General features: G+C 67.6%; 21 protein-coding genes. 13 read left to right on the forward strand and 8 right to left on the reverse strand.

Translation table 11 applies throughout. The annotated features are described in order from the left end of the window. Positions 1 to 83: 83 nt before the first annotated feature. Positions 84 to 1,697: an alpha-glucosidase family protein gene (locus AC5QAB_RS10440; protein WP_014646287.1), complete on the reverse strand. Its 1,614-nt coding sequence runs from the start codon at positions 1,695 to 1,697 to the stop codon at positions 84 to 86. Positions 1,698 to 1,911: 214 nt separating this feature from the next. Here AC5QAB_RS10440 and AC5QAB_RS10445 point away from each other — a divergent pair, with 214 nt between their 5' ends. Continuing rightward, complete coding sequence (locus AC5QAB_RS10445) at positions 1,912 to 2,910, forward strand: polyprenyl synthetase family protein (protein WP_014646286.1); 999 nt, start codon at positions 1,912 to 1,914, stop codon at positions 2,908 to 2,910. Positions 2,911 to 3,083: 173 nt separating this feature from the next. Here the strand turns inward: AC5QAB_RS10445 and AC5QAB_RS10450 are convergent, their stop codons facing one another. Then, positions 3,084 to 3,875, reverse strand: a complete 792-nt coding sequence (locus AC5QAB_RS10450; protein WP_049404968.1) for a dienelactone hydrolase family protein — start codon at positions 3,873 to 3,875, stop codon at positions 3,084 to 3,086. A 133-nt stretch (positions 3,876 to 4,008) separates the two neighbouring features. Here AC5QAB_RS10450 and AC5QAB_RS10455 point away from each other — a divergent pair, with 133 nt between their 5' ends. Then, positions 4,009 to 4,602, forward strand: a complete 594-nt coding sequence (locus AC5QAB_RS10455; RefSeq protein WP_164165320.1) for an SMI1/KNR4 family protein — start codon at positions 4,009 to 4,011, stop codon at positions 4,600 to 4,602. Positions 4,603 to 4,679: 77 nt separating this feature from the next. On the opposite strand, the gene murD is transcribed toward AC5QAB_RS10455, so the two are convergent. The 3 genes from murD to AC5QAB_RS10470 form a co-directional block, all read right to left on the reverse strand. Next, positions 4,680 to 6,089, reverse strand: coding sequence for a UDP-N-acetylmuramoyl-L-alanine--D-glutamate ligase (murD, locus tag AC5QAB_RS10460; protein WP_164165318.1), 1,410 nt, complete (start codon positions 6,087 to 6,089; stop codon positions 4,680 to 4,682). Then, complete coding sequence (gene murL, locus AC5QAB_RS10465; RefSeq protein ID WP_164165316.1) at positions 6,070 to 7,422, reverse strand: UDP-N-acetyl-alpha-D-muramoyl-L-alanyl-L-glutamate epimerase; 1,353 nt, start codon at positions 7,420 to 7,422, stop codon at positions 6,070 to 6,072. Before murL ends, murD begins: the two co-directional genes overlap by 20 nt. 76 nt (positions 7,423 to 7,498) lie before the next feature. Further along, complete coding sequence (locus AC5QAB_RS10470) at positions 7,499 to 10,093, reverse strand: bifunctional aspartate kinase/diaminopimelate decarboxylase (protein ID WP_014646279.1); 2,595 nt, start codon at positions 10,091 to 10,093, stop codon at positions 7,499 to 7,501. A gap of 75 nt (positions 10,094 to 10,168) precedes the next feature. Here AC5QAB_RS10470 and AC5QAB_RS10475 point away from each other — a divergent pair, with 75 nt between their 5' ends. Together AC5QAB_RS10475 and AC5QAB_RS10480 are read left to right on the forward strand one after the other, a co-directional pair. Beyond that, complete coding sequence (locus AC5QAB_RS10475) at positions 10,169 to 11,041, forward strand: PhzF family phenazine biosynthesis protein (RefSeq protein WP_014646278.1); 873 nt, start codon at positions 10,169 to 10,171, stop codon at positions 11,039 to 11,041. A gap of 130 nt (positions 11,042 to 11,171) precedes the next feature. Next, positions 11,172 to 12,050 (forward strand): PhzF family phenazine biosynthesis protein, encoded by an 879-nt coding sequence (locus AC5QAB_RS10480; RefSeq protein WP_495233371.1) that lies wholly within the window; start codon positions 11,172 to 11,174, stop codon positions 12,048 to 12,050. Positions 12,051 to 12,216: 166 nt separating this feature from the next. Here AC5QAB_RS10480 and AC5QAB_RS10485 read toward each other — a convergent pair whose 3' ends face one another. Further along, positions 12,217 to 12,648 carry an OsmC family protein gene (locus tag AC5QAB_RS10485; RefSeq protein ID WP_014646276.1) on the reverse strand — a complete coding sequence of 144 codons (432 nt, stop codon included), beginning with the start codon at positions 12,646 to 12,648 and terminating at the stop codon, positions 12,217 to 12,219. 371 nt (positions 12,649 to 13,019) lie between these two features. On the opposite strand from AC5QAB_RS10485, the gene AC5QAB_RS10490 reads away from it, so the two are divergent. The 4 genes from AC5QAB_RS10490 to AC5QAB_RS10505 all read left to right on the forward strand — a co-directional run bounded on the left by AC5QAB_RS10490 (position 13,020) and on the right by AC5QAB_RS10505 (position 15,250). Continuing rightward, the gene (locus AC5QAB_RS10490) at positions 13,020 to 13,418 is read left to right on the forward strand and encodes an HU family DNA-binding protein (RefSeq protein ID WP_010483539.1); all 399 of its coding nucleotides are present in this window, start codon (positions 13,020 to 13,022) and stop codon (positions 13,416 to 13,418) included. Positions 13,419 to 13,672: 254 nt separating this feature from the next. Then, positions 13,673 to 13,981, forward strand: a complete 309-nt coding sequence (locus tag AC5QAB_RS10495; protein WP_014646275.1) for a DUF3861 family protein — start codon at positions 13,673 to 13,675, stop codon at positions 13,979 to 13,981. Positions 13,982 to 14,037: 56 nt separating this feature from the next. Next, on the forward strand, positions 14,038 to 14,571 hold the full coding sequence (locus AC5QAB_RS10500) for a hypothetical protein (protein ID WP_032957813.1): 534 nt from the start codon (positions 14,038 to 14,040) through the stop codon (positions 14,569 to 14,571). Between the two features lie 82 nt (positions 14,572 to 14,653). Further along, positions 14,654 to 15,250 (forward strand): YceB family lipoprotein, encoded by a 597-nt coding sequence (locus AC5QAB_RS10505; RefSeq protein WP_014036282.1) that lies wholly within the window; start codon positions 14,654 to 14,656, stop codon positions 15,248 to 15,250. A 72-nt stretch (positions 15,251 to 15,322) separates the two neighbouring features. On the opposite strand, the gene AC5QAB_RS10510 is transcribed toward AC5QAB_RS10505, so the two are convergent. Next, positions 15,323 to 15,865: a type 1 glutamine amidotransferase domain-containing protein gene (locus AC5QAB_RS10510; RefSeq protein ID WP_032957815.1), complete on the reverse strand. Its 543-nt coding sequence runs from the start codon at positions 15,863 to 15,865 to the stop codon at positions 15,323 to 15,325. 162 nt (positions 15,866 to 16,027) lie between these two features. Continuing rightward, entirely contained in the window at positions 16,028 to 16,495 is a 468-nt protein-coding gene (locus AC5QAB_RS10515; protein ID WP_057494206.1) for an SET domain-containing protein, read from the reverse strand. Between the two features lie 210 nt (positions 16,496 to 16,705). Here AC5QAB_RS10515 and AC5QAB_RS10520 point away from each other — a divergent pair, with 210 nt between their 5' ends. The 5 genes from AC5QAB_RS10520 (at position 16,706) to AC5QAB_RS10540 (ending at position 22,007) form a co-directional block, all read left to right on the forward strand. Further along, a complete protein-coding gene (locus AC5QAB_RS10520) occupies positions 16,706 to 17,161 on the forward strand; it encodes an SUF system Fe-S cluster assembly regulator (protein WP_005408436.1) in 456 nt (151 codons plus the stop codon). 16 nt (positions 17,162 to 17,177) lie between these two features. Then, a complete protein-coding gene (gene sufB, locus AC5QAB_RS10525; protein ID WP_495233372.1) occupies positions 17,178 to 18,653 on the forward strand; it encodes a Fe-S cluster assembly protein SufB in 1,476 nt (491 codons plus the stop codon). A 74-nt stretch (positions 18,654 to 18,727) separates the two neighbouring features. After that, on the forward strand, positions 18,728 to 19,492 hold the full coding sequence (gene sufC / locus AC5QAB_RS10530; RefSeq protein ID WP_032957818.1) for a Fe-S cluster assembly ATPase SufC: 765 nt from the start codon (positions 18,728 to 18,730) through the stop codon (positions 19,490 to 19,492). Then, a complete protein-coding gene (gene sufD / locus AC5QAB_RS10535; protein ID WP_401732452.1) occupies positions 19,492 to 20,754 on the forward strand; it encodes a Fe-S cluster assembly protein SufD in 1,263 nt (420 codons plus the stop codon). The genes sufC and sufD overlap by 1 nt, the downstream gene beginning before the upstream one ends. Next, on the forward strand, positions 20,751 to 22,007 hold the full coding sequence (locus AC5QAB_RS10540; protein ID WP_032957821.1) for a cysteine desulfurase: 1,257 nt from the start codon (positions 20,751 to 20,753) through the stop codon (positions 22,005 to 22,007). Before sufD ends, AC5QAB_RS10540 begins: the two co-directional genes overlap by 4 nt. Positions 22,008 to 22,382 lie beyond the last annotated feature (375 nt).

Here is a 22,382-nt window from a genome sequence, read left to right on the forward strand (position 1 = left end):
CGCTGGTCGGCAAGGCCCAGCCACAAAAAAGGGACGGGGCGCTTCGGCCCCGTCCCCGCAAGTACCGCCACCGGAGAAAACGGTCAGCTGCGTCGGGCGCAATACACCGCGCGTGGCGGCAGCTGGAGTTCATTGCCCTGCACCGTGCCCGCATCCGGGCCCGGTACCACCACCTGCTGCCAGTTGCCCGGCGGCAGCGGATGGCTCACCGCTTCGGCCGACAGGTTGAAGGCCAGCAGGAGGGTTTCATCTGCAAGCATACGCTCGAACAGCAGCACGGGCTCGGCGCTTTCAAGAAATCTGATGCTGCCATGCAGGAGGGCCGGCTGGGTATGCCGCCAGGCCAGAAACGCGCGGAACGCCGCCAGCACCGAATGCGGGTCGCGCTCCTGCACGGCGACCGCCGCGGCCCGGTGTTCGGCCGGGATCGGCAGCCAGGGCTGGCCAGTGGTGAAGCCGGCCAGCGGTGCATCGGTCCACGGCAGCGGGGTACGGCAGCCGTCACGGCCCTTGAAATTCGGCCAGAAGGTGATGCCATAGGGGTCCTGCAGGGCCTCGAACGGCACCTCGGCCTCGGCCAGGCCCAGCTCCTCGCCCTGGTACAGGCAGACCGAACCGCGCAGCGAGCACAGCATCGCCACCAGCATCCGCGCCAGGCGCGGGTCGGCGGGGTGGCCGCCCCAGCGGCTGACCGCGCGCTCCACATCGTGGTTGGACACCGCCCAGCATGGCCAGCCTTCGGTCATCGCTGCTTCCAGGCGCGAGACCGTATCGCGGATGTAGGCCGCACTGTAGTCGTCCACCAGCAGCTCGAAGCTGTAGCCCATGTGCAGGCGGCCATCGCGGGTGTACTCGGCCGTGGTGGCCAGCGAGTCTTCCGAAGAGATCTCGCCCAGGCTGACCGCCCCCGGGTAGTCGTCCAGCAGCGCGCGCAGGCGCTCCAGGAACGGCAGGTTCTCCGGCTGCGTGTTGTTGTAGTAGTGGTACTGGTAGGCGTACGGGTTGTCCGGGCTGAAGCCGCGCCCCACCCGCTTGTCGGCGGGCTTGGCCGGGTTGTCGCGCAACTGTGCGTCGTGGAAGCAGAAGTTGATCGCATCCAGGCGGAAGCCATCCACGCCGCGGTCGAGCCAGAAGCGCACGTTGTCCAGGGTCGCCTGCTGCACGTCCGGGTGATGGAAATTCAGGTCCGGCTGGTCGACCAGGAAGTTGTGCAGGTAGTACTGCTCACGGCGCGGCTCCCACTGCCAGGCGCAGCCGCCGAACAGCGACAGCCAGTTGTTGGGCGGGGTGCCATCCTCGCGCGGGTCGGCCCAGACGTACCAGTCGGCCTTCGGATTGCTGCGGTCCTGGCGGCTCTCACGGAACCACGCATGCTCGATCGAAGTGTGGCTCAGCACCTGGTCGATCATCACCTTCAGGCCCAGGCCGTGGGCCTTGGCCAACAGGCGGTCAAAGTCGTCCAGGCTGCCGAACAGCGGGTCGACATCGCGGTAATCGGCGATGTCGTAGCCGAAGTCGGCCATCGGCGACCTGAAGAACGGCGAGATCCAGATCGCATCCACGCCCAGCGCGGCAATGTGGTCCAGGCGCTGGATGATGCCGGGCAGATCGCCCACGCCATCGCCGTTGGCATCGAGGTAACTGCGCGGGTAGATCTGGTAGATGACGGCTCCGCGCCACCATGGATAGTGCGACATCGACAGCCCCCCTCCGGGCATGCGGGACCCGCTGGCAGCGGGCCGAAATCCTGATCCGGCAAGCTTAGCGGCGGGCTCCCAGGCATGGCGCAACCTGCATACGTATTCACGCGGAGGGCCGCGCAGGCCGGGCTGGAATTGCCGCTCGGGCCGGTTTGCGCCCGAATTCACGGCCAGCGCCTATAATCGGTGGTGAGCCTGAAAGCCTGATCGCATGACCATCACCGAAGACACCCGTCCCGCCCTGGGCCTGCCCCAGATCCAGTCGCTTGCCGCGGCCGACATGGCCGCCGTCGACGCCCTGATCCGGCGCCGGCTGTCCTCGGACGTCGTGCTGATCAACCAGATCGCTGACCACATCATTTCCGCCGGCGGCAAACGCCTGCGCCCGATGCTGGTGATGCTGGCCGGCCATGCGGTCGGCCAGGCCGGTCCGGAGCACCACCAGCTGGCGGCGATCATCGAGTTCATCCACACCTCCACCCTGCTGCACGACGACGTGGTGGACGAATCCAGCCTGCGCCGCGGCCGCAGTACCGCCAACGCACTGTGGGGCAACGCGCCCAGCGTGCTGGTCGGCGACTTCCTGTACTCGCGCAGCTTCCAGCTGATGGTCGAGCTGGAGCGCATGCCGGTGATGCAGATCCTGGCCGACGCCACCAACCGCATCGCCGAGGGTGAAGTGCTGCAGCTGCTGCACGTGCACAACCCGGACACCGACGAAGCCGCCTACCTGCGCGTGATCGAGCGCAAGACCGCGGTGCTGTTCGCCGCCGGCACCCGCCTGGGCGCGCTGGCCAGCGGCGTGGATGAAGCGACCCAGCAGGCCTTGTTCGACTACGGCATGCACCTGGGCTACGCGTTCCAGATCGCCGACGACGTGCTGGACTACTCGGCCAACGCCGAGGAGCTGGGCAAGAACCTGGGCGACGACCTCGCCGAGGGCAAGGCCACGCTGCCGCTGATCCACGCGATGGCCCACTCCGACAACGCCACCCGCGAGCGCCTGCGCACCATCGTGCAGGACGGTGACGCCTCGGCGATGCCGGAAGTGCTGGCCGCGATCCGCGCCACCGGCGGCCTGGAGTACAGCCGCGCGCGTGCAGAGGAATATGCCGAAGCCGCCGAGCGCGCGCTCGATGGCCTGGGCGACAACGATGCCGTGGCCGCCCTGCGCGGCCTGGCCCGCTACGCGGTGCAGCGCTCGCATTGACCGGCTGAGGTGTGCCGACCAACGGTCGGCACCCACCAAACCGGCATTCCGGTGGGTGCCGACCGTTGGTCGGCACTGAAGCATCGGTAGTGCCGGCCGCTGGCCGGCATTCCCGATGACATCCGCAGCATCATGAGGTTGCCGGCCAGCGGCCGGCACTACCACTGCACGAATCAACGTTTCTCGAAGCGTTCCTCGAAGAACTCATCCAGCGCCTTCCACGCGCGCTTGGCCGCCCGCTCGTTGTACTGGCACCCCGGCGGACTGTTGGCATCGCGCTCGGCGAAGCAGTGCACCGCCCCGCTGTAGTTGGTGAACTCCCAGTCGACCTTGGCCGCGTTCATTTCCCTCTGGAAACCAGCGATGTCCTCGGCAGTCACGCTCCTGTCGTCTGCGCCGTTGAGCACCAGCACCGACGGATGGCTGCCACCGGCCTGCGCCGGCAGCGGTGAACCCAACCCACCGTGCAGGCTGACCACACCGGCCAGCGGCGCACCGGCACGAGCCAGTTCCAGCACCGTGGTGCCGCCGAAACAGAAGCCCACCGCGCCGATCCGGCCGGCATCGAGCGGCACCTTGCCCGCCTGCGCCCTGAGCACGTTCACCGCCTCCAGCGCACGTGCGCGCAGCAGCGGCCTGTCATTGCGCAGCTTGGTTGCCACCGGCCCGGCCTCGGCATCGGTCTTCGGTCGCACGCCCTTTCCGTAGACATCGGCCACCAGCACCACGTAGTCATCGCCGGCCAGCTGCTTGGCCTTTTCGACCGCCGATTCGTTCACGCCCTTCCAGTTCGGCACCATCACCAGGCCCGGGCGCTTGTCGTTGTCGCCGTCGTCATAGACCAGCACGCCACTGAAGGTCGTGCCCTGGTGTTTCCATTCCACCGGCTGGGTCTTCATCGCCGCCCACGCCGGCATCGCCGCCAGCCCCAGGATCACCGCCACACCGCATCGCCAACGATTCATGCGCCTGCTCCGCAAGAAAAAGGGGACGGAGGGGATTAAGCCGCATTTGCCCCTCCCGCGTCGCATTCTGCATTGGCGACGTGACGCAGGTGTGGTTGGATACGACTTAATCCCCTCCGTCCCCATTTTCCGTATGAACATTGTTGACCGCTTTCTGTCTGGCCTGAACCCGCGCCTGCCTGCTGATGACGCCTCGCAATGGATCCACGTCCAGGGCGCCAGCGCCGAAGACCTGCAGCGCCTGCGTGTGCAGTGGCCGCAGGTGCCGGACAGCCTGGTCGAACTGCTGTCGCGCGTGGATGGCACCCACTTCCGCGAGTACCCCGGCGGCGAGGTCTGCGTGCTGATGCTCGGCTCGGACGTGGAGGACGGCGGCTATCCGTACTACCTGCGCTCGGTCGCACAGATCTTCGAGGACCAGCGGCAGTGGCACGACAGCATCCGTTCCATCTATGAAGAGTGGCTGGATGACGAACCGGAGATCCTCGGCGAGGGCATCGACGCGGATCTGCCGATGAGCCGTCGGCTGTGCTTCTCGCACTGCATGAACAATGGCGGCACCTCGATGCTGTACCTGGATTTCGATCCCGCACCGGGTGGCACGGTTGGACAGGTGGTGCGCTACCTGCATGATCCGGACAGCTACGCGGTGATCGCGCCCAGCTTCGATGCCTACCTGCAGCAGCTGATTGACGGCGATTACGCGTTCATCGACGAAGATCTGTAGATCCACGCCATGCGTGGATAGCTGCACAGGATCCCGCCGGGGTCAGAGCCCTTTCCTGCGGAAAGGGATCCGACCCCTCACCCGATACCCAGCCCGGAAATCGCGCTGATGCTGTCCGGATCGAAGCCGGCCAGCTCGGCGAAATGACGTCCGCGCGCCACGTAGTCGCGGTATGCACCAAAGCTCGGTGCACCCGGCGACAGCAGCACCACCCCGCCCTGTTCGCCCAGCGCGGCGCGCGCCAAGGCCATCGCCTCGGCGAGATCGCCCGCCGCATGCAGGCCGAAGCGACCGGCGTCGGCCAGCGGCTGCAGCATCGCGTGGATGCGCGGGCCGTTGCTGCCCATGGTCACGATCTCCACCGGCGGCACATCGTGCGCCATGTGCTGCATGAAATCGGTCCAGTCCAGGCCACGGTCGTGCCCGCCCACCAGCAGCGCGATGCGCTGGCCGGCGAAGCACTCCAGCGCAGCCAGGCTGGCATGCGGCGTGGTGCTGATCGAATCGTTGACGTAGGTCAGGCCATCGGCCACGCCGATGCGCTGCAGGCGGTTGGGCAGCGGACGGAAGTCCTGCACCGCCGGCGCAAGCGCCGCGCCATCCAGCCCCAGCGCTTCCAGCGCGGCCAGCACCGCGCACAGGTTGCCACGGTTGTGGCGGCCCGGTAGCGGCGTGTTGCGGGTATCAAACACGGCCTGCTCACCGCGATGCACGATGTCGCCGCGCATGTGCCAGCCCTGCGGCTGGTTGAACCAGACCACTTCGCTGTCAGGCAACGACAGCGCGGCAAGACGCGGATCGGCGGCATTAAGCACGGCGATGCGCGGTGCGGCTTCAGTCACCAGCCGCAGCTTGTCTTCGATGTAACGCTGTTCGCTGCCGTGCCAGTCCAGGTGTTCCGGGAACAGGTTAAGCACCACCGCCACCTGCGGGCGGGCGCCACTGCGTGCCACCTCACCGGTCTGGTAGCTCGACAGTTCCACCGCCCAGTACTCGGGCGCGGGCTGGGGATCCAGCACTTCCAGCAGCGGCAGGCCGATGTTGCCGACCAGGCCGGTGCGGTGGCCGGCCGCGCGCAATAGATGCGCGACCAAGGCGGTGGTGGTGCTCTTGCCCTTGGTACCGGTCACGCACACGGTGTCGTGCACGATGCCATCGTCGGCCGCGTGTTCGGCGAACCACAGCGCGGTGCCACCAATGAAGCTGGTGCCCTGCCCTGCAGCCGCCAGCGCGATCGGCTGGTAGGGGCTGATGCCGGGCGATTTGATCACCACGTCGAACGCGGCCAGCGCTTCAGCGGAAGGCTCGCCACGCACGTCCAGCGCGCCCTTCGTTTCCGCACGCGCCGCCTCGACCTCGGACGCCGGGCAGAACAGGCTCAATGCCAGCGTGGGCAGGCGCGCGCGCAGCACCGCAAACGCGGCGCGGCCCTCACGGCCCCAGCCCCACAGCGCGACGCGCTTTCCTTCAAGCTTCGAAATCTTCACGCACCCGTTCCCACAGCGCAGCTGGAACACGGTGCTCACCCTGCAGCTGCAGCAGCGGTGCCAGTTCCAGTTCGGCGGCATCCAGCTGCGGCTGGATCTCGTTGCAGAAGCGCTTCACCAGCACGTCTTCCTTCCACTCCGGGCGCTGTGCCAGGGTCGCCATCGCCGCACGCGATTCGCGGCCTTCGCCCACGCACTCGAACGGCTTGTGGTCCTGGAATTCAAGCAGCGCATCGAAGCCAGCGGCCTGCTCGGCATCGTCCAGCAGGTTGCGGCCGAAGATGCGCACCAGGCGCGTCTTGGGCATGAATGGGGCCAGCGCCAGGAACACGAAATGGCATTTCGGGCAGACGCCGCACCAGCGGTTCACCGGGCGCTCGCCGAGGATGTGGAAGTTGCGGTTGCAACTGGAGAAATGCGCGTCGTAGAAGTCACTCTTGGCGAACTGGCGGGCCACCGCCAGCTCGGACATCGGGCGCAGCAGCGAGTAGTACTGCAGGTCCGCCGCCACGTACTTCTGCACATGGCTACCGAAGGCCTGCTCGCAGGCCCACCCCTTGGACCACTGGTGGTTCACTTCGCCGGTGCCTGGAATCTGGCTGCCGTAGCTGGCCGAGCGCTCGTTGGAGAACACGACCTGGTCCACGCCGTGCAGCAACGCGGCCAGCACCATGATCGCCGAGTTCACCACCGTCACCGGGATATGGCCGTTCCAGGCGCCCTGGCGGTTCAACTCGAACAGTTCCGGTGCCAGCGTGCGGCCCAGGTTCAAGGTCGGCAGGCCAGTGCGCTCGGCGCACGCACGGATCAGCTGCGAGCCACCGATCCAGGTCACGGTCTCGTCCACGCCGGCACGGCGCAGCGCTTCGATGCTGACCAGCGAATCCTTGCCGCCGCCGATGGCCACCAGCGCATGCGGCTGCAGGCCCAGCGCCGGCGCCTGCACGGCCTCGCCCTGCACCGGCAACCGGAAGCGGCCGCGCAGGTTCAGGCCGTTGCGGTAGGCGAATTCGCCCAGGCCGTTGAGGTAAATGGTCTCCACCAGCGCGGCGGTATCGGCATCGATGCTGTAGCTGTCGATGCTGACCGTATCCGGTACGCCGGCCTTGTAGTAGCTGACACCGGCGATCAGGTGCAGCAGCTGCAGCGCGCGCTGCACGGCGGCGCTACGCGCTTCGTCCAGCACGAACGGGGCGCCCGGCACGGTGATGGTTTCCACCATCTCCGGGCCGTCATCAAAGGCGTAGACCAGCTTGGCCACGCCGGTATCCGCGGCGAATTCGCAGCGGACGAAGCGGAAGCGGGAAACCTGGTGTTTGTCGAAAGCAGTCATGGTGTATCCGGTCAGGCACGGGCCCGCGCGATGGCGCGGGGCGTGTCGGTGGGCGATTGCAGGGCGCGCGCGGTGGTCATTCGATCACGTCTTCGCGCGGCAGCATCCGCTGGTTGTAGGTGTTGGCCATCACATAGCCGTACGCGCCGGCGTCGGCGATCAGCATCACGTCGTCCGGCGCAGTTGACACCGGCAGCTTGCGGCGCTTGCCGAACACATCGCTGGATTCGCAGATCGGCCCGACCACATCGAACGCCGCTTCGGCATAACCGCCCTGGCGGCTGAGGTTCTCGATGTCGTGCCAGGCGTCGTACAGGGCCGGGCGCATCAGCGTGTTCATGCCGGCATCCAGGCCCACGCGGCGCACGCCGTCCTTTTCCACCACCTGGGTGGCATGGGTCAGCAGCACACCCGATTCGGCCACCAGGTAGCGGCCCGGCTCGATCGCCAGGCGGAACGCCGGGTGCAGCGCCTTGACCTCGGCCAGGCCCTCGGCCCAGGCGTCCAGGTCGAACGGCTCGTCTTCGTCGCTGTACGGAATCGGCAGGCCGCCACCGATGTCGATGGTGTGCACGCTGCCGATGCGGCGGGCGAAGCCGGCCAGCTCATCGCACATCAGGCGCCAGTGCTGCGCGGTTTCCACGCCACTGCCCAGGTGCGCATGCAGGCCGACCACGCGGCTGCCCAGCTCGGTGGCCGCGCGCACGAACTCGTCCACGCGGGCGATCGGCAGGCCGAACTTGGACTCCTTGCCGCCGGTGCGGACCTTGGCATGGTGGCCTTCGCCACGCCCCAGGTCGACGCGCAGCCACAGCTCGCGGCTGCGGAACAGGTCCGGCCAGCGCTGCAGCGCTTCGACGTTGTCGACGGTGACGGTCACGCCAAGGGCGAACGCCGCCTCGTACTCGCTGCGCGGGCAGAAGCTGGGAGTGAACAGCACGCGCCGCGGCGACAGCTCCGGCAGGTGCTGGAACACATGCTTCAGCTCGCCGTACGAGACGCACTCCAGCCCGAAGCCTTCGGCTTCCAGCAGCTGCAGGATGGCCGGGTGGCTGTTGGCCTTGATCGCGTAGTAACGCTGGTCGATCGGCTTGATCGCGGCCAGCGCGCGGGCGCGGGCGCGCACCGTCGGCAGGTGGTAGACATAGCGCGGCGTACCGGCATCGGCCAGTTGCAGCAGGTGCGCACGCTGGCCGCGCCACCACGGCGTGCCGCGCGGGCGCACGGTGCCGGCAATCTCGCGCCAGCGCGGGCCGAACACTTCGGTTTCTTCCACCGGCATCGCACCGCTGTCGATCAGCTCGGCATGCAGGATCGGCAGCAGGCCATCGGCATCGGCCTCGTCGATGACGAAGGTCAGGTTCAGGTCGTTGGACGACTGCGAAATCATGTGCACGCGCTCGCGGCCGAAGGTGGCCCACACGTCCGACAGCTTGTGCAGCAGCGAACGCATGCCACGGCCGACCAGGGTGATCGCCGCGCACGGCACGATCACCTTCACCTTGCAGATCTGCGACAGGTCGGCCGACAGCGCGGCCAGCACATCGGTGTTGACCAGGTTCTCGGACGGGTCCAGCGACACGGTGACGTTGGTCTCGGCCGAACCGATCAGGTCCACCGACAGGCCATGCTTCTTGAACAGGTTGAACACATCGGCCAGGAAGCCGACCTGCTGCCACATGCCGATGCCTTCCATCGACACCAGCACGATGCCGTTGCGGCGGCTGATCGCCTTGACGCCTGGTACCGGTGCAGCACTGCCGTCAATGCTGGTGCCCGGCAGTTCCGGACGCTCGGTATCGAGGATGGCCATCGGCACGCCTGCATCGCGGCACGGCTTGATCGAGCGCGGATGCAGCACCTTGGCACCGGTGGTGGCGATTTCCTGCGCCTCGTAGTAGTCCAGGCGGGTCAGCAGGCGCGCGTCCGGCACATCCTTCGGGTTGGCACTGAACATGCCCGGCACATCGGTCCAGATTTCCACGCGGCTGGCGCCGAGCAGCGCGCCGAAGTACGCCGCCGAGGTATCCGAGCCACCACGGCCGAGGATGGCGGTACCGCCATCAGCATGACGCGAGATGAAACCCTGGGTGATCAGCAGGCGGGTCGGCTGCGCGCGGAAGCGCTGCATCCACTCCGCGTCGGCACGCCACTGGCAGTTCACCGACAGGCGCTGTGACCAGTCGCTCTGGTTCGGCTGCGGCGGCATCGCGTCCAGCCACTGGCGGGCATCCATCCAGCCCATGTCCAGGCCCGAGGCGTGCAGGTAGGCCGCGCCCAGCGTGGACGACAACAGTTCGCCCTGGCCCAGCACTTCGGCCTGCCACTGCAGCGGACGGGTGGCCGCACGCGGGTCGTCGAGCAGGCCCTGCAGTGCCGCCAGGCGCTCGGCCAGTACTTCGCGGCCCAGGCCCAGTTCGGCCAGGAAGCCTTCATGGCGTTCGACCAGCGCGGCCACGCGATCACGGCTGTCCGGCGCGCCATCGGCGATCGCGGTCAGTTCGTTGGTGACCCCGGACAGCGCCGACACCACCACCAGCACGCGCGAGCCGGTCTCTTCCGCGCGTTTTTTCGCCAGCTTCCCGATCGTGTCCCAGCGGTGACGACGCGACACCGAAGTGCCGCCGAACTTCAGTACGATCCAACGATCGACAAGGGGGGAAGCTGACATGGATTGGCTATGTAGAATGTGGGGAAGCCGCCCTTGGGGGCGGAACCTTTGATTCTAAGCGCAATATCCCCGTAGATGGCCCTCCTCCGTTACCTGCAGCTCGATGTCTTCGCCTCCCGCCCCGGAACCGGGAATCCACTGGGTGCCCTCCTGGACGCCGATGCGCTCTCCGGCGAGCAGATGCAGGCCCTGGCCGCCTGGCTGAACCTGTCCGAGACGGTGTTCTTCCTGCGCCCCAGCGCGCCCGGCGCCGACTACCACATCCGCATCTTCACCCCGACCCGTGAGCTGGCCTTCGCCGGCCACCCGAGCGTCGGCGCGGCCTGGGCGGCGGTGAGCTGCGGCCTGGCCCAGCCTCGCGACGGCGCCCTGCTGCAGCAGTGCGCGGCGGGGGTGCTGCCCGTGCGGGTGAGCGGCCCGGCCGAGGCACTCCAGATCCAGCTGGCCAGCCCACCGGCGCGGCAGCTGGCGACTGGCGCAGATGCGGCACCCGAAACACTGCTGGCCCTCGCCGCCAACGGGCACGTGCCCGAACTCTGGGACAACGGCGCGCGCTGGTGGCTGCTGCCGCTGCGCGATGCCGCCGCTGTGCGCGGCCTGGCGCCGGACATGGCCGCCCTGCGTGACTGGAGCCTTGCCACCGAGGCCACCGGCGTGGCCGTATTCGCCGACGAAGCCGGTACCGACCACACCCGTGTGGTGCGCGCATTCTGCCCCGCCGATGCGGCCAGCGTGCCGGAAGATCCGGTCACCGGCAGCGCCAATGCCCTGATCGCTGCCTGGCTGCGGCAGCGCAACGCCCTGCCCGGCCGCGAGGGCCACTACGTGGCCAGCCAGGGCCGCGAAGTCGGCCGCGATGGCCACGTGCAGGTGCAGGTCGACGCGCAGGGCACGGTCTGGATCGGCGGCCAGGTGCAGCCGGTCATCGACGGCCACCTTCGCTGGTAGCGCACGAAAAAAGGGGACGGAGGGAATTAAGTCGCTTATGGCACTTGGGGCACAAGCGACTTAATTCCCTCCGTCCCCTTTTTTGTGCCCCGCGCTACGCTATGCCGCCTGTCTACTGGAGTCCCGCCCGATGTCCACCCGCCGTTTCCTGCAGCTGGATGTGTTCTCCCCGCGCGCCGGTGCCGGCAATCCGCTGGCCGTGGTGCTTGATGCCGAAGGCCTGGACGATGCCAGCATGCAGGCCATTGCGCGCTGGACGCGCCTGCCCGAGACCACCTTCGTGTTCCCGCCGCAGGTCGCAGGCGCCAGCTACCGGCTGCGCATGTTCAGCCCGCAGAAGGAGGTCCCGTTCGCCGGCCATCCCAGCGTCGGCACCGCGCATGCGGTGCTGCAGGCGGGCCTGGCCGCGCCAGTCGACGGCGTGCTCGTGCAGGATGGCATTGCCGGTGCGCTGCCGCTGCGCGTGAACGGCGAGGGCGCGCAGCAGCGCATTGCCATTCGCACCCCGCGCGCGCAGCTGGCGGAGATCGCCGAGGCCACCGACCCGCGCCTGCAGGCGGCGCTGAAGAATTGGCCGCTGGGCTCGCTGCCGCCAGCGCGCATGCAGGGCGGGCGCAGCTGGTGGGTGGTGCAGGTGGCCGATGAAGCGGCACTGCGCGCACTGCGCCCGGACTGGGACGCGGTCGCGGCTCTGGCCGAATCCACCGACAGCATGGGCGTGTTTGCCTACGCCTTCAGCGATGGCAACAAGGGCTTCGATCTTGCAGTACGTGCCTTCGTCGGCAATGGACGCCGCTTCGAGGACGCCGCCTCCGGTGCTGCCAATGCAGTGCTGGCCGCGTGGCTGGACCTGCGCGATGCGCTGCCCCGAGGCCGTGCACCGTTCGAAGTCAGCCAGGGCCGCGAAGTCGGCCATGACGCGCGCCTGACCCTGCGGGTCGATGAAGACGGCGAGGTCTGGTCGGGCGGGCAGGTGCAGACGGTGATTACCGGCACCCTTGATTGGTGATCGCGCTGGCGGGTGGTAGAGCCGAAGGCAGCGGCAGGAGCCGCTGCCAACGTCGGACGCGACGGCCCGGAGGGTGGCGGCCAGGAAGGCCGCCATAATGCTGGCCGGCTGTTACATGGGCCTCGGCATCATGCGGTTGCCGGCCCGCGGCCGGCACTACCGTGGCTCAGCCCAGTTCGGCTTCCAGGCTGATCGGCACCGCGCTCAGCGCCTTGGACACCGGGCAGTTCTGCTTGGCGTCATCGGCAATGGCACGGAACTGTGCGGCGTCGATGCCCGGCACCACGGCCTTCACCTTCAGCCGGATCTGCGACAGCTGCGGCCCGCCCTCCAGGGACAGATCGACCTTGGCCTCGGTGTCCAGCGAGGTCGGGGTGAAGCCGGCCTCACCAAGCTTGGCCGACAGCGCCATGGTGAAACAGCCGGCGTGCGCGGCGGCGATCAGCTCCTCCGGATTGGTGCCCTTCTCGTCGCCGAAGCGGCTGTTGAAGCCGTAGCGGGTCTTGTCCAGCAGCCCGCTCTGCGGCGTGCTCAGCTGTCCCTTGCCCGACTTCAGATCGCCTTCCCAGTGCGCGGTGGCGTGTCGCGAGATTCCCATGTGCTGCTCCTGCGTGGCGGTGATGAACGGCCACTCTCGCACGGGACGCGTTAGCCCTGCGTCGCTCCGCCGCATGCCGCACGTCCGCCGGACATCGGACAGCTGGTCACTTCTTCGCCAGACCGACGTGGACTTTTCCCTTGTTTTCAGTGGTTTCGCACATTCCAGCAACGGGCAGGCAGCAGCCATCGCGCACGCTGCAGCGCCCCCGTCCCCCACCGCCGGCCATGTACTGAATCGGCCTGGATATGAAAAAACATGCACTTTCCGCGCTTCGGGCTATTGGCGGCGCCCGAGAGTTGCCCTACATTGCGCTTGCCGACGGGGTTCGGCGCCGACCAAACAACCAACCGTTCACGGAACAGGAAACCATGGCAAAGACCGCTAAGAAGGCTGCCCCGAAGAAGGCAGTGAAGAAAGTCGCGACGAAGGCAGCCGCCAAGCCGGCCGCTCCGAAGCCGATCAAGGAAGTGCTGACCAAGTCCGGCCTGGTTGCACACATCGCTGAAGCCTCCGGCGTCATCGCCAAGGACGTCCGCGCTGTGCTGGCCTCGCTGGAAAGCGCCGTCGCCTCCTCGGTGCACAAGAAGGGCGCTGGCTCGTTCACCCTGCCGGGCCTGCTGAAGATCACCACCGTCAATGTGCCGGCCAAGCCGAAGCGCAAGGGCATCAACCCGTTCACCAAGGAAGAGCAGTGGTTCGCTGCCAAGCCGGCCACCACCAAGCTGAAGGTGCGTCCGCTGAAGAAGCTGAAGGACGCCGCGCTGTAAGCGCGCGCCCCAACGCGGATTCCGACGGGACGGCTCTGGCCGTCCCGTTTTTTTTGTCCGCACCACACCCCGCAACACAGCGTTGCCGCGGCCCCGGCAATCCCCGTACAGGCCCGCCAGCATTGGCTGCCGGTGCTCCGCAAAGGGCGCGGAACGTACCGGGTGGAACACTGCGTGCAGCGCCGGCCGTCGCCGCCAGCCGTGGCCTTGCCTATGGTGGGCACATCCTCCACAGCTACGGCGAGCACACCCTCATGGCCAGCCCCTCCACCCGCTACCGGATCTCGGTAACCCCGATCGAAAAGGACGGGCTGCAGTGCACCGGGCGCTGCACCATCGAACTCGAACACCGCGCCGGCCGCGACCTGATGCGCCTGCTGGAAGCGGCCCCGCGTACCGCCGGCATCAGTGGCGACGAGCGCGCGACCCTGGTGATCGCCACCCAGCTGCTGCGCGACATCGTACAGCGCCACGCCGAGACCGACGGCCACGCACTGGCCGCCATCGCCGGCCAGGTCCTGCCGGCGCTGGACGCGCTGGAGCAGCTGCCCTCCTCCCGCTGATAGCGGCGCAACCGATACACTGCCGCCCTCCAGGTTGCCTCGGGGAGGAGGCGGGCATGCGCAGGATCCTGTTCCTGATCGCACCACTGGTGCTGCTGGGTTGTTCACGCCCGGCGGCACAGACGAATGATCACATCACGGCAGCGTCCGCTCCCGTCGCCGCAGCAGCGGACACCGGTACCGGCCCCGGTCCCGCAGCATTGCAGGCGAGCGATATGACGCTGCTGTCCGCCGTCGACGACGGCGCAGAGCCGCCGTCGACGATGCTCAACCGCTACGTCGCCGCACTGCTCAACCGCGACCGCGCCGCCAGCGATGCTGCCTGGACGATCCCACCCGGCGACCCGCGGCATGCAGACGACGCCGCGCTGCGGCAGCTGCAGGACCTGCGCACGCTGCGCCTGCACAGCGATACCCCGATCGCCCGAGATGACCGGCAGCCACCGCGGCTGCTTGAAGTCCCTGTGCAGATCCGTGCGGTCACCGCCAATGGCACGTTCCGCTTCGGCGGCTGGTACCGCGTGCAGCCCAGCAGTGACGGCAGCGCCTGGCAGATCCAGTCGGCACAGCTGCGTCCAACGCTGGACTGAACCGTTGCAGCGGCATGCACGCGCGATTCAGCCTGCGCGGCTACTCTTTGATCCATCCATCTGCTTCCCACCGGTCACCGACATGCGCCTGCGTTCCCTGATGACCCGCCTCGCGGCCTCCACCGTGCTCATCGCCGCTGCGATCGGTGCTCAGGCGGCTCCCTCCATTTCCGGCCGCGAACTGTCGGTGGGCGCCAGCGACGTGCAGCAGTACCTCGATGGCAGCTTCCCGCGCACCCAGGACGCCCTCGGCGGCCTGATCGCCCTGACCATGAGCCACCCGCAGCTGAGCCTTCCGGCCGGCGAACGGTTGAACCTGGGCATGGACGTCGCGCTGGCCACCGCCGGCGGCAACCCGGCCCGACTGGGCACGGTGAAGCTCAGCAGCGGCCTGCGCTACGACGCGCAGACCCAGGGCTTTCACCTGCAGCAGCCGAGCGTGGATGACTTCACCCCGGCCAACCAGGGCGGCCGCCTCGACTCGCGCACCCGTGGCCTGCTCAATGCGTGGCTGAGCGACTACGCCCAGCGCGAACCGATCTACAAGCTGGACCCTGCCGTGGCCGGGGTGCTCGGCGCCCTGCAGGTGCAGTCGGCACAGGTGAAGAACGGCAAGCTGGTGGTCACTTTCAACCAGAACCTGGGCAACCTGGTACCGGCAGGCGTGCTGGGCAAATGAGGTGGTGCCGGCCGCTGGCCGGCAGCACGTCACTGCATCTGCCGGCCAGCGGCCGGCACTACCGGTAGCGCATCAGGCGGCAAGCGCTTTTACCACCGCCTCGCTGAAAGCCGGAATGTCATCCGGCTTGCGGCTGGTGATGACGTTGCCGTCGACCACCACCTCGGCATCGCGCCATGTCGCACCCGCGTTCGCCAGATCCTGCTGCAGGGAAGGCCAGGAGGTCAGCTCGCGGCCATCGGCCAGGCCGCTGTTGATCAGCAGCCACGGGCCATGGCAGATCGCCGCGACGGGCTTGCCGGCTTCATCCACTGAACGGATGAAGGCCAGTACGGCATCATCGGTGCGCAGTGTGTCCGGATTGATGACCCCGCCGGGCAGAACCACCGCATCGAAGCGTGCAGGATCCGCCTCATCCAACGGGATATCCACCGCGACGGCGTCGCCCCAGTTCTTCTCCTTCCAGCCCTTGATCGTCGCTTCCTTTGCGGGCGAGACCACGCTGACGCGCGCCCCTTCCGCTTCCAGCAAACGCTTGGGTTCGATCAGTTCAGACTGTTCGAAGCCGTGGGTGGCAAGGATGGCAATCTGCTTGCCCTTCAATCGCTCTGCCATGGAGGCACTCCGGTTGGGGGAGCCCACAGAATGGAAGAACGGCCCTTGCGCGGCGGTGACCCTGTCGTGCACGGCAGGTGGAGAGCCGCCGGGTGGTGCCGGCCGCTGGCCGGCACCTGGATTGCGCCTTGCCGGCCAGCGGCCGGCACTACCCGGTACCGATCAGCGCTTGGGCTGCAGCATCGTGCCGGTGCACTTGGGCGAGCCGCAACGGCACTCCCAGATCTTCTTCAGCTTGGCGGTGTGGCGCTCGGCCAGGGTGATGCCGTAGTTGTAGGTCAGCTCCTCGCCGGGCGTGATGTCGCGCAGCGCCTCGATGAAGACCTTGTCGCCGCGGCTGTCGCCGTCCTCGTCTTCCTCGATCACGGCCTCGCAGTTCGGGTCGCAGCTATGGTTGATCCAGCGCGCTTCGTTGCCCTTGTAGTTGGCATCGATCACCCAGTCATCGTTGAGGGTGAACAGGAAGGTATGGCCGCTTTCGACGTCGCCGCTGTCATCGGCATCAACGTCGCCGTGGCTGCGCAGCAGGCCCTTGTACTGGATCACGCGCTCGCCCTGCTTGATCGGGGCCACGGCGAACACACCGTTGCCATGGATGGCGGACTTGCGGGCTTGGATCTTCTTCGGCATCGGCACGGGCTGTTTGCAGCGGATGGAACCTTGATTCTCGCCCATTCCGGGTGATTTGCGAAAATCACCCCGTTGGCGCAGGATTGCGGCCCGGCAACGGCCCCGGCGTGTCCTCCCCGCCCGGCCCCAGCGCCGGCTGAATGCCCGGGTTGGATGGTGGCGAATAAAAGCGTACAATTTCAGTCCGCTTTAAGAACCACTCGCATCCCCATGTTGCGCGTCACCAAGCTCACCGATTACGCCACCGTCGTGCTGACCGTGCTCGCCGCCCGTCCGGGCGAAGTGCTCAGTGCCACCGAGCTGGCCGAATTCACCGGTCTGGAGCCGCCCACCGTCAGCAAGGTGCTCAAGCCACTGGCCCAGGCCGGCCTGGTCGAAGGCCTGCGTGGCGTCCGTGGCGGCTACCGCCTGACCCGCCCGGCCATCGAGATCTCGCTGTTCGAAGTGGTCGAAGCGATGGAAGGGCCACTGGCCCTGACCGAATGCAGCCACGACCACCACCAGTGCGGCATGGCGCCCAAGTGCGGCGCGCGCAGCAGCTGGCGGCTGATCAACGACGTGGTCTCCGAGGCCCTGCGCGATGTCACCCTCGCGCAGATCCTGCCCCCTCTCCCCCTTGCCGATGACGAACAGCGCCGCACCATCGCTGTCGACGTCGTCTCCTGATCCGTAGGCAGCCCCCATGGCCACCGAAACCATCGAAAACGTCGCCCACGACGACACCCCCAACCGCGAGATCCACGAGCAGCTCGGCCGCAAGTATTCGGCCGGCTTCATCACCGAGATCGAGTCGGACTCCCTGCCGCCGGGCCTGGACGAGGACACCATCCGTGCCCTGTCGGCCAAGAAGGACGAGCCGGAGTGGATGACGCAGTGGCGCCTGGATGCCTACCGCCACTTCCTGACCCTGCCGATGCCGGACTGGGCCAAGCTGGAGATCGCGCCGATCGACCTGCAGACGCTCAGCTACTACTCCGCGCCGAAGGGCCCGAAGTACGCCTCGCTGGATGATGTGCCGAAGGAACTGCTCGACACCTACGACAAGCTGGGCGTGCCGCTGCACGAGCGCGCCAAGCTGGCCGGCGTGGCGGTGGATGCGGTGTTCGACTCGGTATCCGTGGGCACCACCTTCCGCAAGGAACTGGCCGAGAAGGGCGTGATCTTCTGCTCGATGTCCGAGGCCATCAAGGAACACCCGGCGCTGGTGCGCCAGTACCTGGGCACCGTGGTGCCGGTCGGTGACAACTACTTCGCCGCGCTCAACTCGGCGGTGTTCTCCGACGGCAGCTTCGTGTTCATTCCCAAGGGCGTGCGCTGCCCGATGGAACTGAGCACCTATTTCCGCATCAACGCCGGCCACACCGGCCAGTTCGAGCGCACCCTGATCGTGTGCGAGGACAAGGCCTACGTCTCCTACCTGGAAGGCTGCACCGCGCCGATGCGCGATGAGAACCAGCTGCACGCCGCGGTGGTCGAGCTGGTCGCGCTGGAAGATGCGGAGATCAAGTACTCCACGGTGCAGAACTGGTACCCGGGCGACGAGAACGGCGTCGGTGGCATCTACAACTTCGTGACCAAGCGTGCCGAATGCCGTGGCGCGCGCAGCAAGGTCACCTGGACCCAGGTCGAGACCGGCTCGGCGATCACCTGGAAGTACCCGTCCTGCGTGCTGCTGGGCGACGATTCGGTCGGTGAGTTCCACTCGGTCGCGCTGACCCATCACCGCCAGCAGGCCGACACCGGCACCAAGATGATCCATGTCGGCAAGCGCACCAAGAGCAAGATCGTCAGCAAGGGCATCAGCGCCGGCCGTGGCCAGAACACCTACCGCGGCCTGGTGCGGGTGGACCGCAACGCCGAGGGCGCGCGCAACTACACCCAGTGCGACTCGCTGCTGATCGGCAAGCAGTGCGGCGCGCACACCTTCCCCTACATCGAGGTGAAGAACCCGGGCGCCACCGTCGAGCACGAGGCGACCACTTCCAAGATCTCCGATGACCAGCTGTTCTACTGCCGCGCCCGTGGCATCAGCCAGGAAGACGCGGTGTCGATGATCGTCGACGGCTTCTGCAAGCAGGTGTTCCGCGAACTGCCGATGGAGTTCGCGGTGGAAGCCAAGAAGCTGCTGGAAGTCTCGCTGGAAGGTTCGGTGGGCTGACCGCCCGCCCCTGCCCCTCGCAAACGCATTCTCTTTACCGGCGGGCCCTGGCCCGCCCCACGGAAACCCCCACCATGCTGAAGATCGAAAACCTCCACGCCCGCATCGGCGACAAGGAAATCCTCAAGGGCCTGTCGCTGGATGTGAAGCCCGGCCAGGTGCACGCCATCATGGGCCCGAACGGCGCCGGCAAGTCCACCCTGGGTAACGTCCTGGCCGGCCGCGACGGCTACGAAGTGACCGAAGGCAGCGTGCAGTTCGACGGCGTCGACCTGCTGGAGCAGGACCCGGAAGCACGTGCCGCCGCGGGCCTGTTCCTGGCGTTCCAGTACCCGGTGGAAATCCCGGGCGTGAACAACACCTACTTCCTGCGCGCGGCACTGAACGCCCAGCGCAAGGCGCGCGGCGAAGAAGAACTCGATTCCATGCAGTTCCTCAAGCTGGTGCGGCAGAAGCTGGCCGTGCTGCACCTGAAGGACGAACTGCTGCACCGTGGCGTCAACGAAGGCTTCTCCGGCGGCGAGAAGAAGCGCAACGAGATCTTCCAGCTGGCCGTGCTGGAACCGAAGCTGGCGATCCTGGACGAGACCGACTCGGGCCTGGACATCGACGCGCTGAAGAGCGTGGCCGACGGCGTCAACGCACTGCGCGGCGCCGACCGTTCGTTCCTGGTCATCACCCACTACCAGCGCCTGCTGGACTACATCAAGCCGGACGTGGTGCACGTGCTGGCCGATGGTCGCATCGTCAAGAGCGGCGGCCCCGAGCTGGCGCTGGAGCTGGAAGCGCACGGCTACGATTTCCTGAAGGACCGGGTCGTGCCCGAGGCGGCGGTCTGATGAGCGCCCTGCTTGACTCCATGGCCCAGGCCTTCTGTGGCAGCGATGCGCGCCGCGAAGTGCTGGATGCGGTCCTGCGCGACGGCCTGCCCGCCGCCCGCAATGAAGCCTGGAAGTACACCTCGCTGCGCCAGCTGGAACGCCGTGCGTTCGCTGCAGCGCCGCTGCAGGGCCCGGCGCTGGACGCCGCGCTGCTGGACGACATCCCGGCGCCGCGCCTGGTGTTCGTCAACGGCCGCCTGGATGCCGCGCTGAGCGATGTGCAGGCCCTGCCGTCCGGCGTGCAGCTGCAGCCGCTGTCGGCCGCGCTGGCCGCTGGCGAAGACGCCTTGCGTTTCCTTGGCCGTCGCTACGAGCGCAGCGAAGAGATCTTCGCCCGGCTCAACGCCGCGCTGGCCGATGAAGGCGTGGTGCTGCGCGTGGATGAAGGCGTGCAGGTCGAAACGCCGCTGCAGCTGGTATTCGCCAGCGTCGCCGGCGAAGCCGACCTGGCCTGGCACCATCGCCACCTGATCGAACTGCGCGCCGGCGCCAGCCTCGGCGTGGTCGAGCACCGCTTCAGCGTGGGTGACTCCGCCCACCTGGACAACACCGTGCTGCATGCCCACGTCGCCCGCGACGGCGTACTCAAGCACGCCCGCGTGCAGGCCGGCAGCGCCCGCCAGACCAGCTTCCTGCGCACCGACGCGGTGCTGGCCCGCGACGCGCAGTACCACCGCGTGGACCTGGAACTGGGCGCCGCGCTCAGCCGCCACGAACTGAACGTGCGCCTGGAAGGCGACAACGCCCGGCTGACCGCCAACGGCGTGCTGCTCGGCAATGGCCGCCGCCACGTCGAGACCCGCCTGGGCATCGACCACATCGCGCGCGATACCGCCTGCGAGCTGCTGTGGCGCGGCGTTGCCGCCAACCGCAGCCGCGTGGTGTTCCATGGCGGCATCCAGATCCGCGAAGGCGCCGACGGCACCGACGCGAACCTGTCCAACAAGAACCTGCTGCTGTCGGCCGATGCCGAGATCGATACCCAGCCGACGCTGGTGATCGACGCCGATGAAGTGAAGGCCGCGCACGGCGCGACCGTCGGCCAGCTCGATGCCAATGCGCTGTTCTACCTGCGCTCGCGTGGCCTGCCCCAGGTCCAGGCGCAGGCACTGCTGAGCGCTGCGTTCTGCCATGAACCGCTGAAGATCCTGCCGGACGCGTTGCGCGAGCAGCTGGCACGCCGCCTGGACAAGGCCCTGGCCGAGGCGGGTGTGGCATGAACCTGTCCACGCCACGCCCGATCGAAGAACGCACCGGCGCCCCGGACTGGGATCGCGTCCGCCTCGACTTCCCGCTGCTGATGCGTGAAGTGCACGGCAAGCCGCTGGTCTATTTCGACAACGCCAACACCGGCCAGAAGCCGGTACAGGTGATCGGCGCGGTGGATGAGTTCTACCGCCGCTACAACGCCAACGTCAGCCGCGCGGTGCATGCACTGGGCAGCGAAGCGACCGACGCCTACGAAGGCGCACGCAACAAGCTGGCACGCTTCCTCAACGTGCGCGCCAGCGACCTGGTGCTGTGCAGCGGCACCACCTTCGCCATCAACCTGGTGGCCTACTCGTGGGCGCTGCCGCGATTGAAGGCCGGCGACGTGATCCTGATCACGCGCATGGAACACCATGCCAACATCGTGCCGTGGCAGCTGGTCGCGCAACGTACCGGCGCCACCATCCGCGTGGCCGAGATCACGCCCGATGGCGCGCTGGACCTGGATGCGCTGCGCGCGGCGATGACCCCGGAGGTCAAGCTGCTGGCGGTCACCCATGTCTCCAACGTGCTGGGCACGGTCAATCCGGTGCGCGAGATCTGCCGTGAAGCGCGCAAGCGCGGCATCATCACCGTGGTCGATGGCTCGCAGGCGGTGCCGCACCGCAAGGTCGACGTCGCCGCGATCGGCTGCGACTTCTACGCCATCACCGGCCACAAGATGTGCGGTCCGACCGGCACTGGTGCGCTGTGGGCGCGCCGCGAGCACCTGGACGCGATGCCGCCGTTCCTCGGCGGCGGCGAGATGATCAAGGAAGTCAGCTTCGACGGCACCGTGTTCAACGATGCCCCGCACAAGTTCGAAGCCGGCACCCCGAACATCGCCGGTTTCATCGGCCTGGGCGTGGCCGCCGACTACCTGCAGCAGCTCGGCCAGGAGAACGTGGAAGCCCGCGAAGCCGAACTGCTGGCGCACTTCACCGAGGAGCTGCGCCGCGTCGACGGCCTGCGCATCATCGGCGAAGCGCCGGAGAAGGCCGCCGTGGTCTCGTTCCTGATCGATGGCGCGCATGCGCACGATCTGGCCACCCTGCTCGACCTGGAAGGGGTGGCCGTGCGCTCGGGGCAGCACTGCGCACACCCGCTGCTGCAGTACTTCGGCGTCGCCGCCACCTGCCGTGCCTCGCTGGCGTTCTACAACACGCACGCCGAGATCGAGCGCTTCATGACCGCGCTGACCAAGGTGCGCAAGCTTCTGGGCTGAGCCGGCACACCGGGGTCAGATCCCTTTCGCGACGCGAAAGGGATCTGACCCCACCAGTATTCCCGACAGCCGCCGCTGCGACCGCAATGCCCGCCGGATCGCGACCAGATGAACGCGGCATACCGCCCGCAGCACACCGGGGTCAGATTCCTTTCGCCACGCGAAAGGGATCTGACCCCACCAGCATTCCCGACAACCGCCGTTGCAACTGCAATGTCCGCCGGATCGCGACCAGATGAACGCGGCATACTGCCCGTAGCACACCGGGGTCAGATCCCTTTCGCCACGCGAAAGGGATCTGACCCCACCAGCATTCCCGACAACCGCCGTTGCGACCGCAATGCCCGCCGGATCGCGACCAGATGAACGCGGCAT

The organism is Stenotrophomonas sp. YJH_SMC_127 (assembly GCF_059372445.1).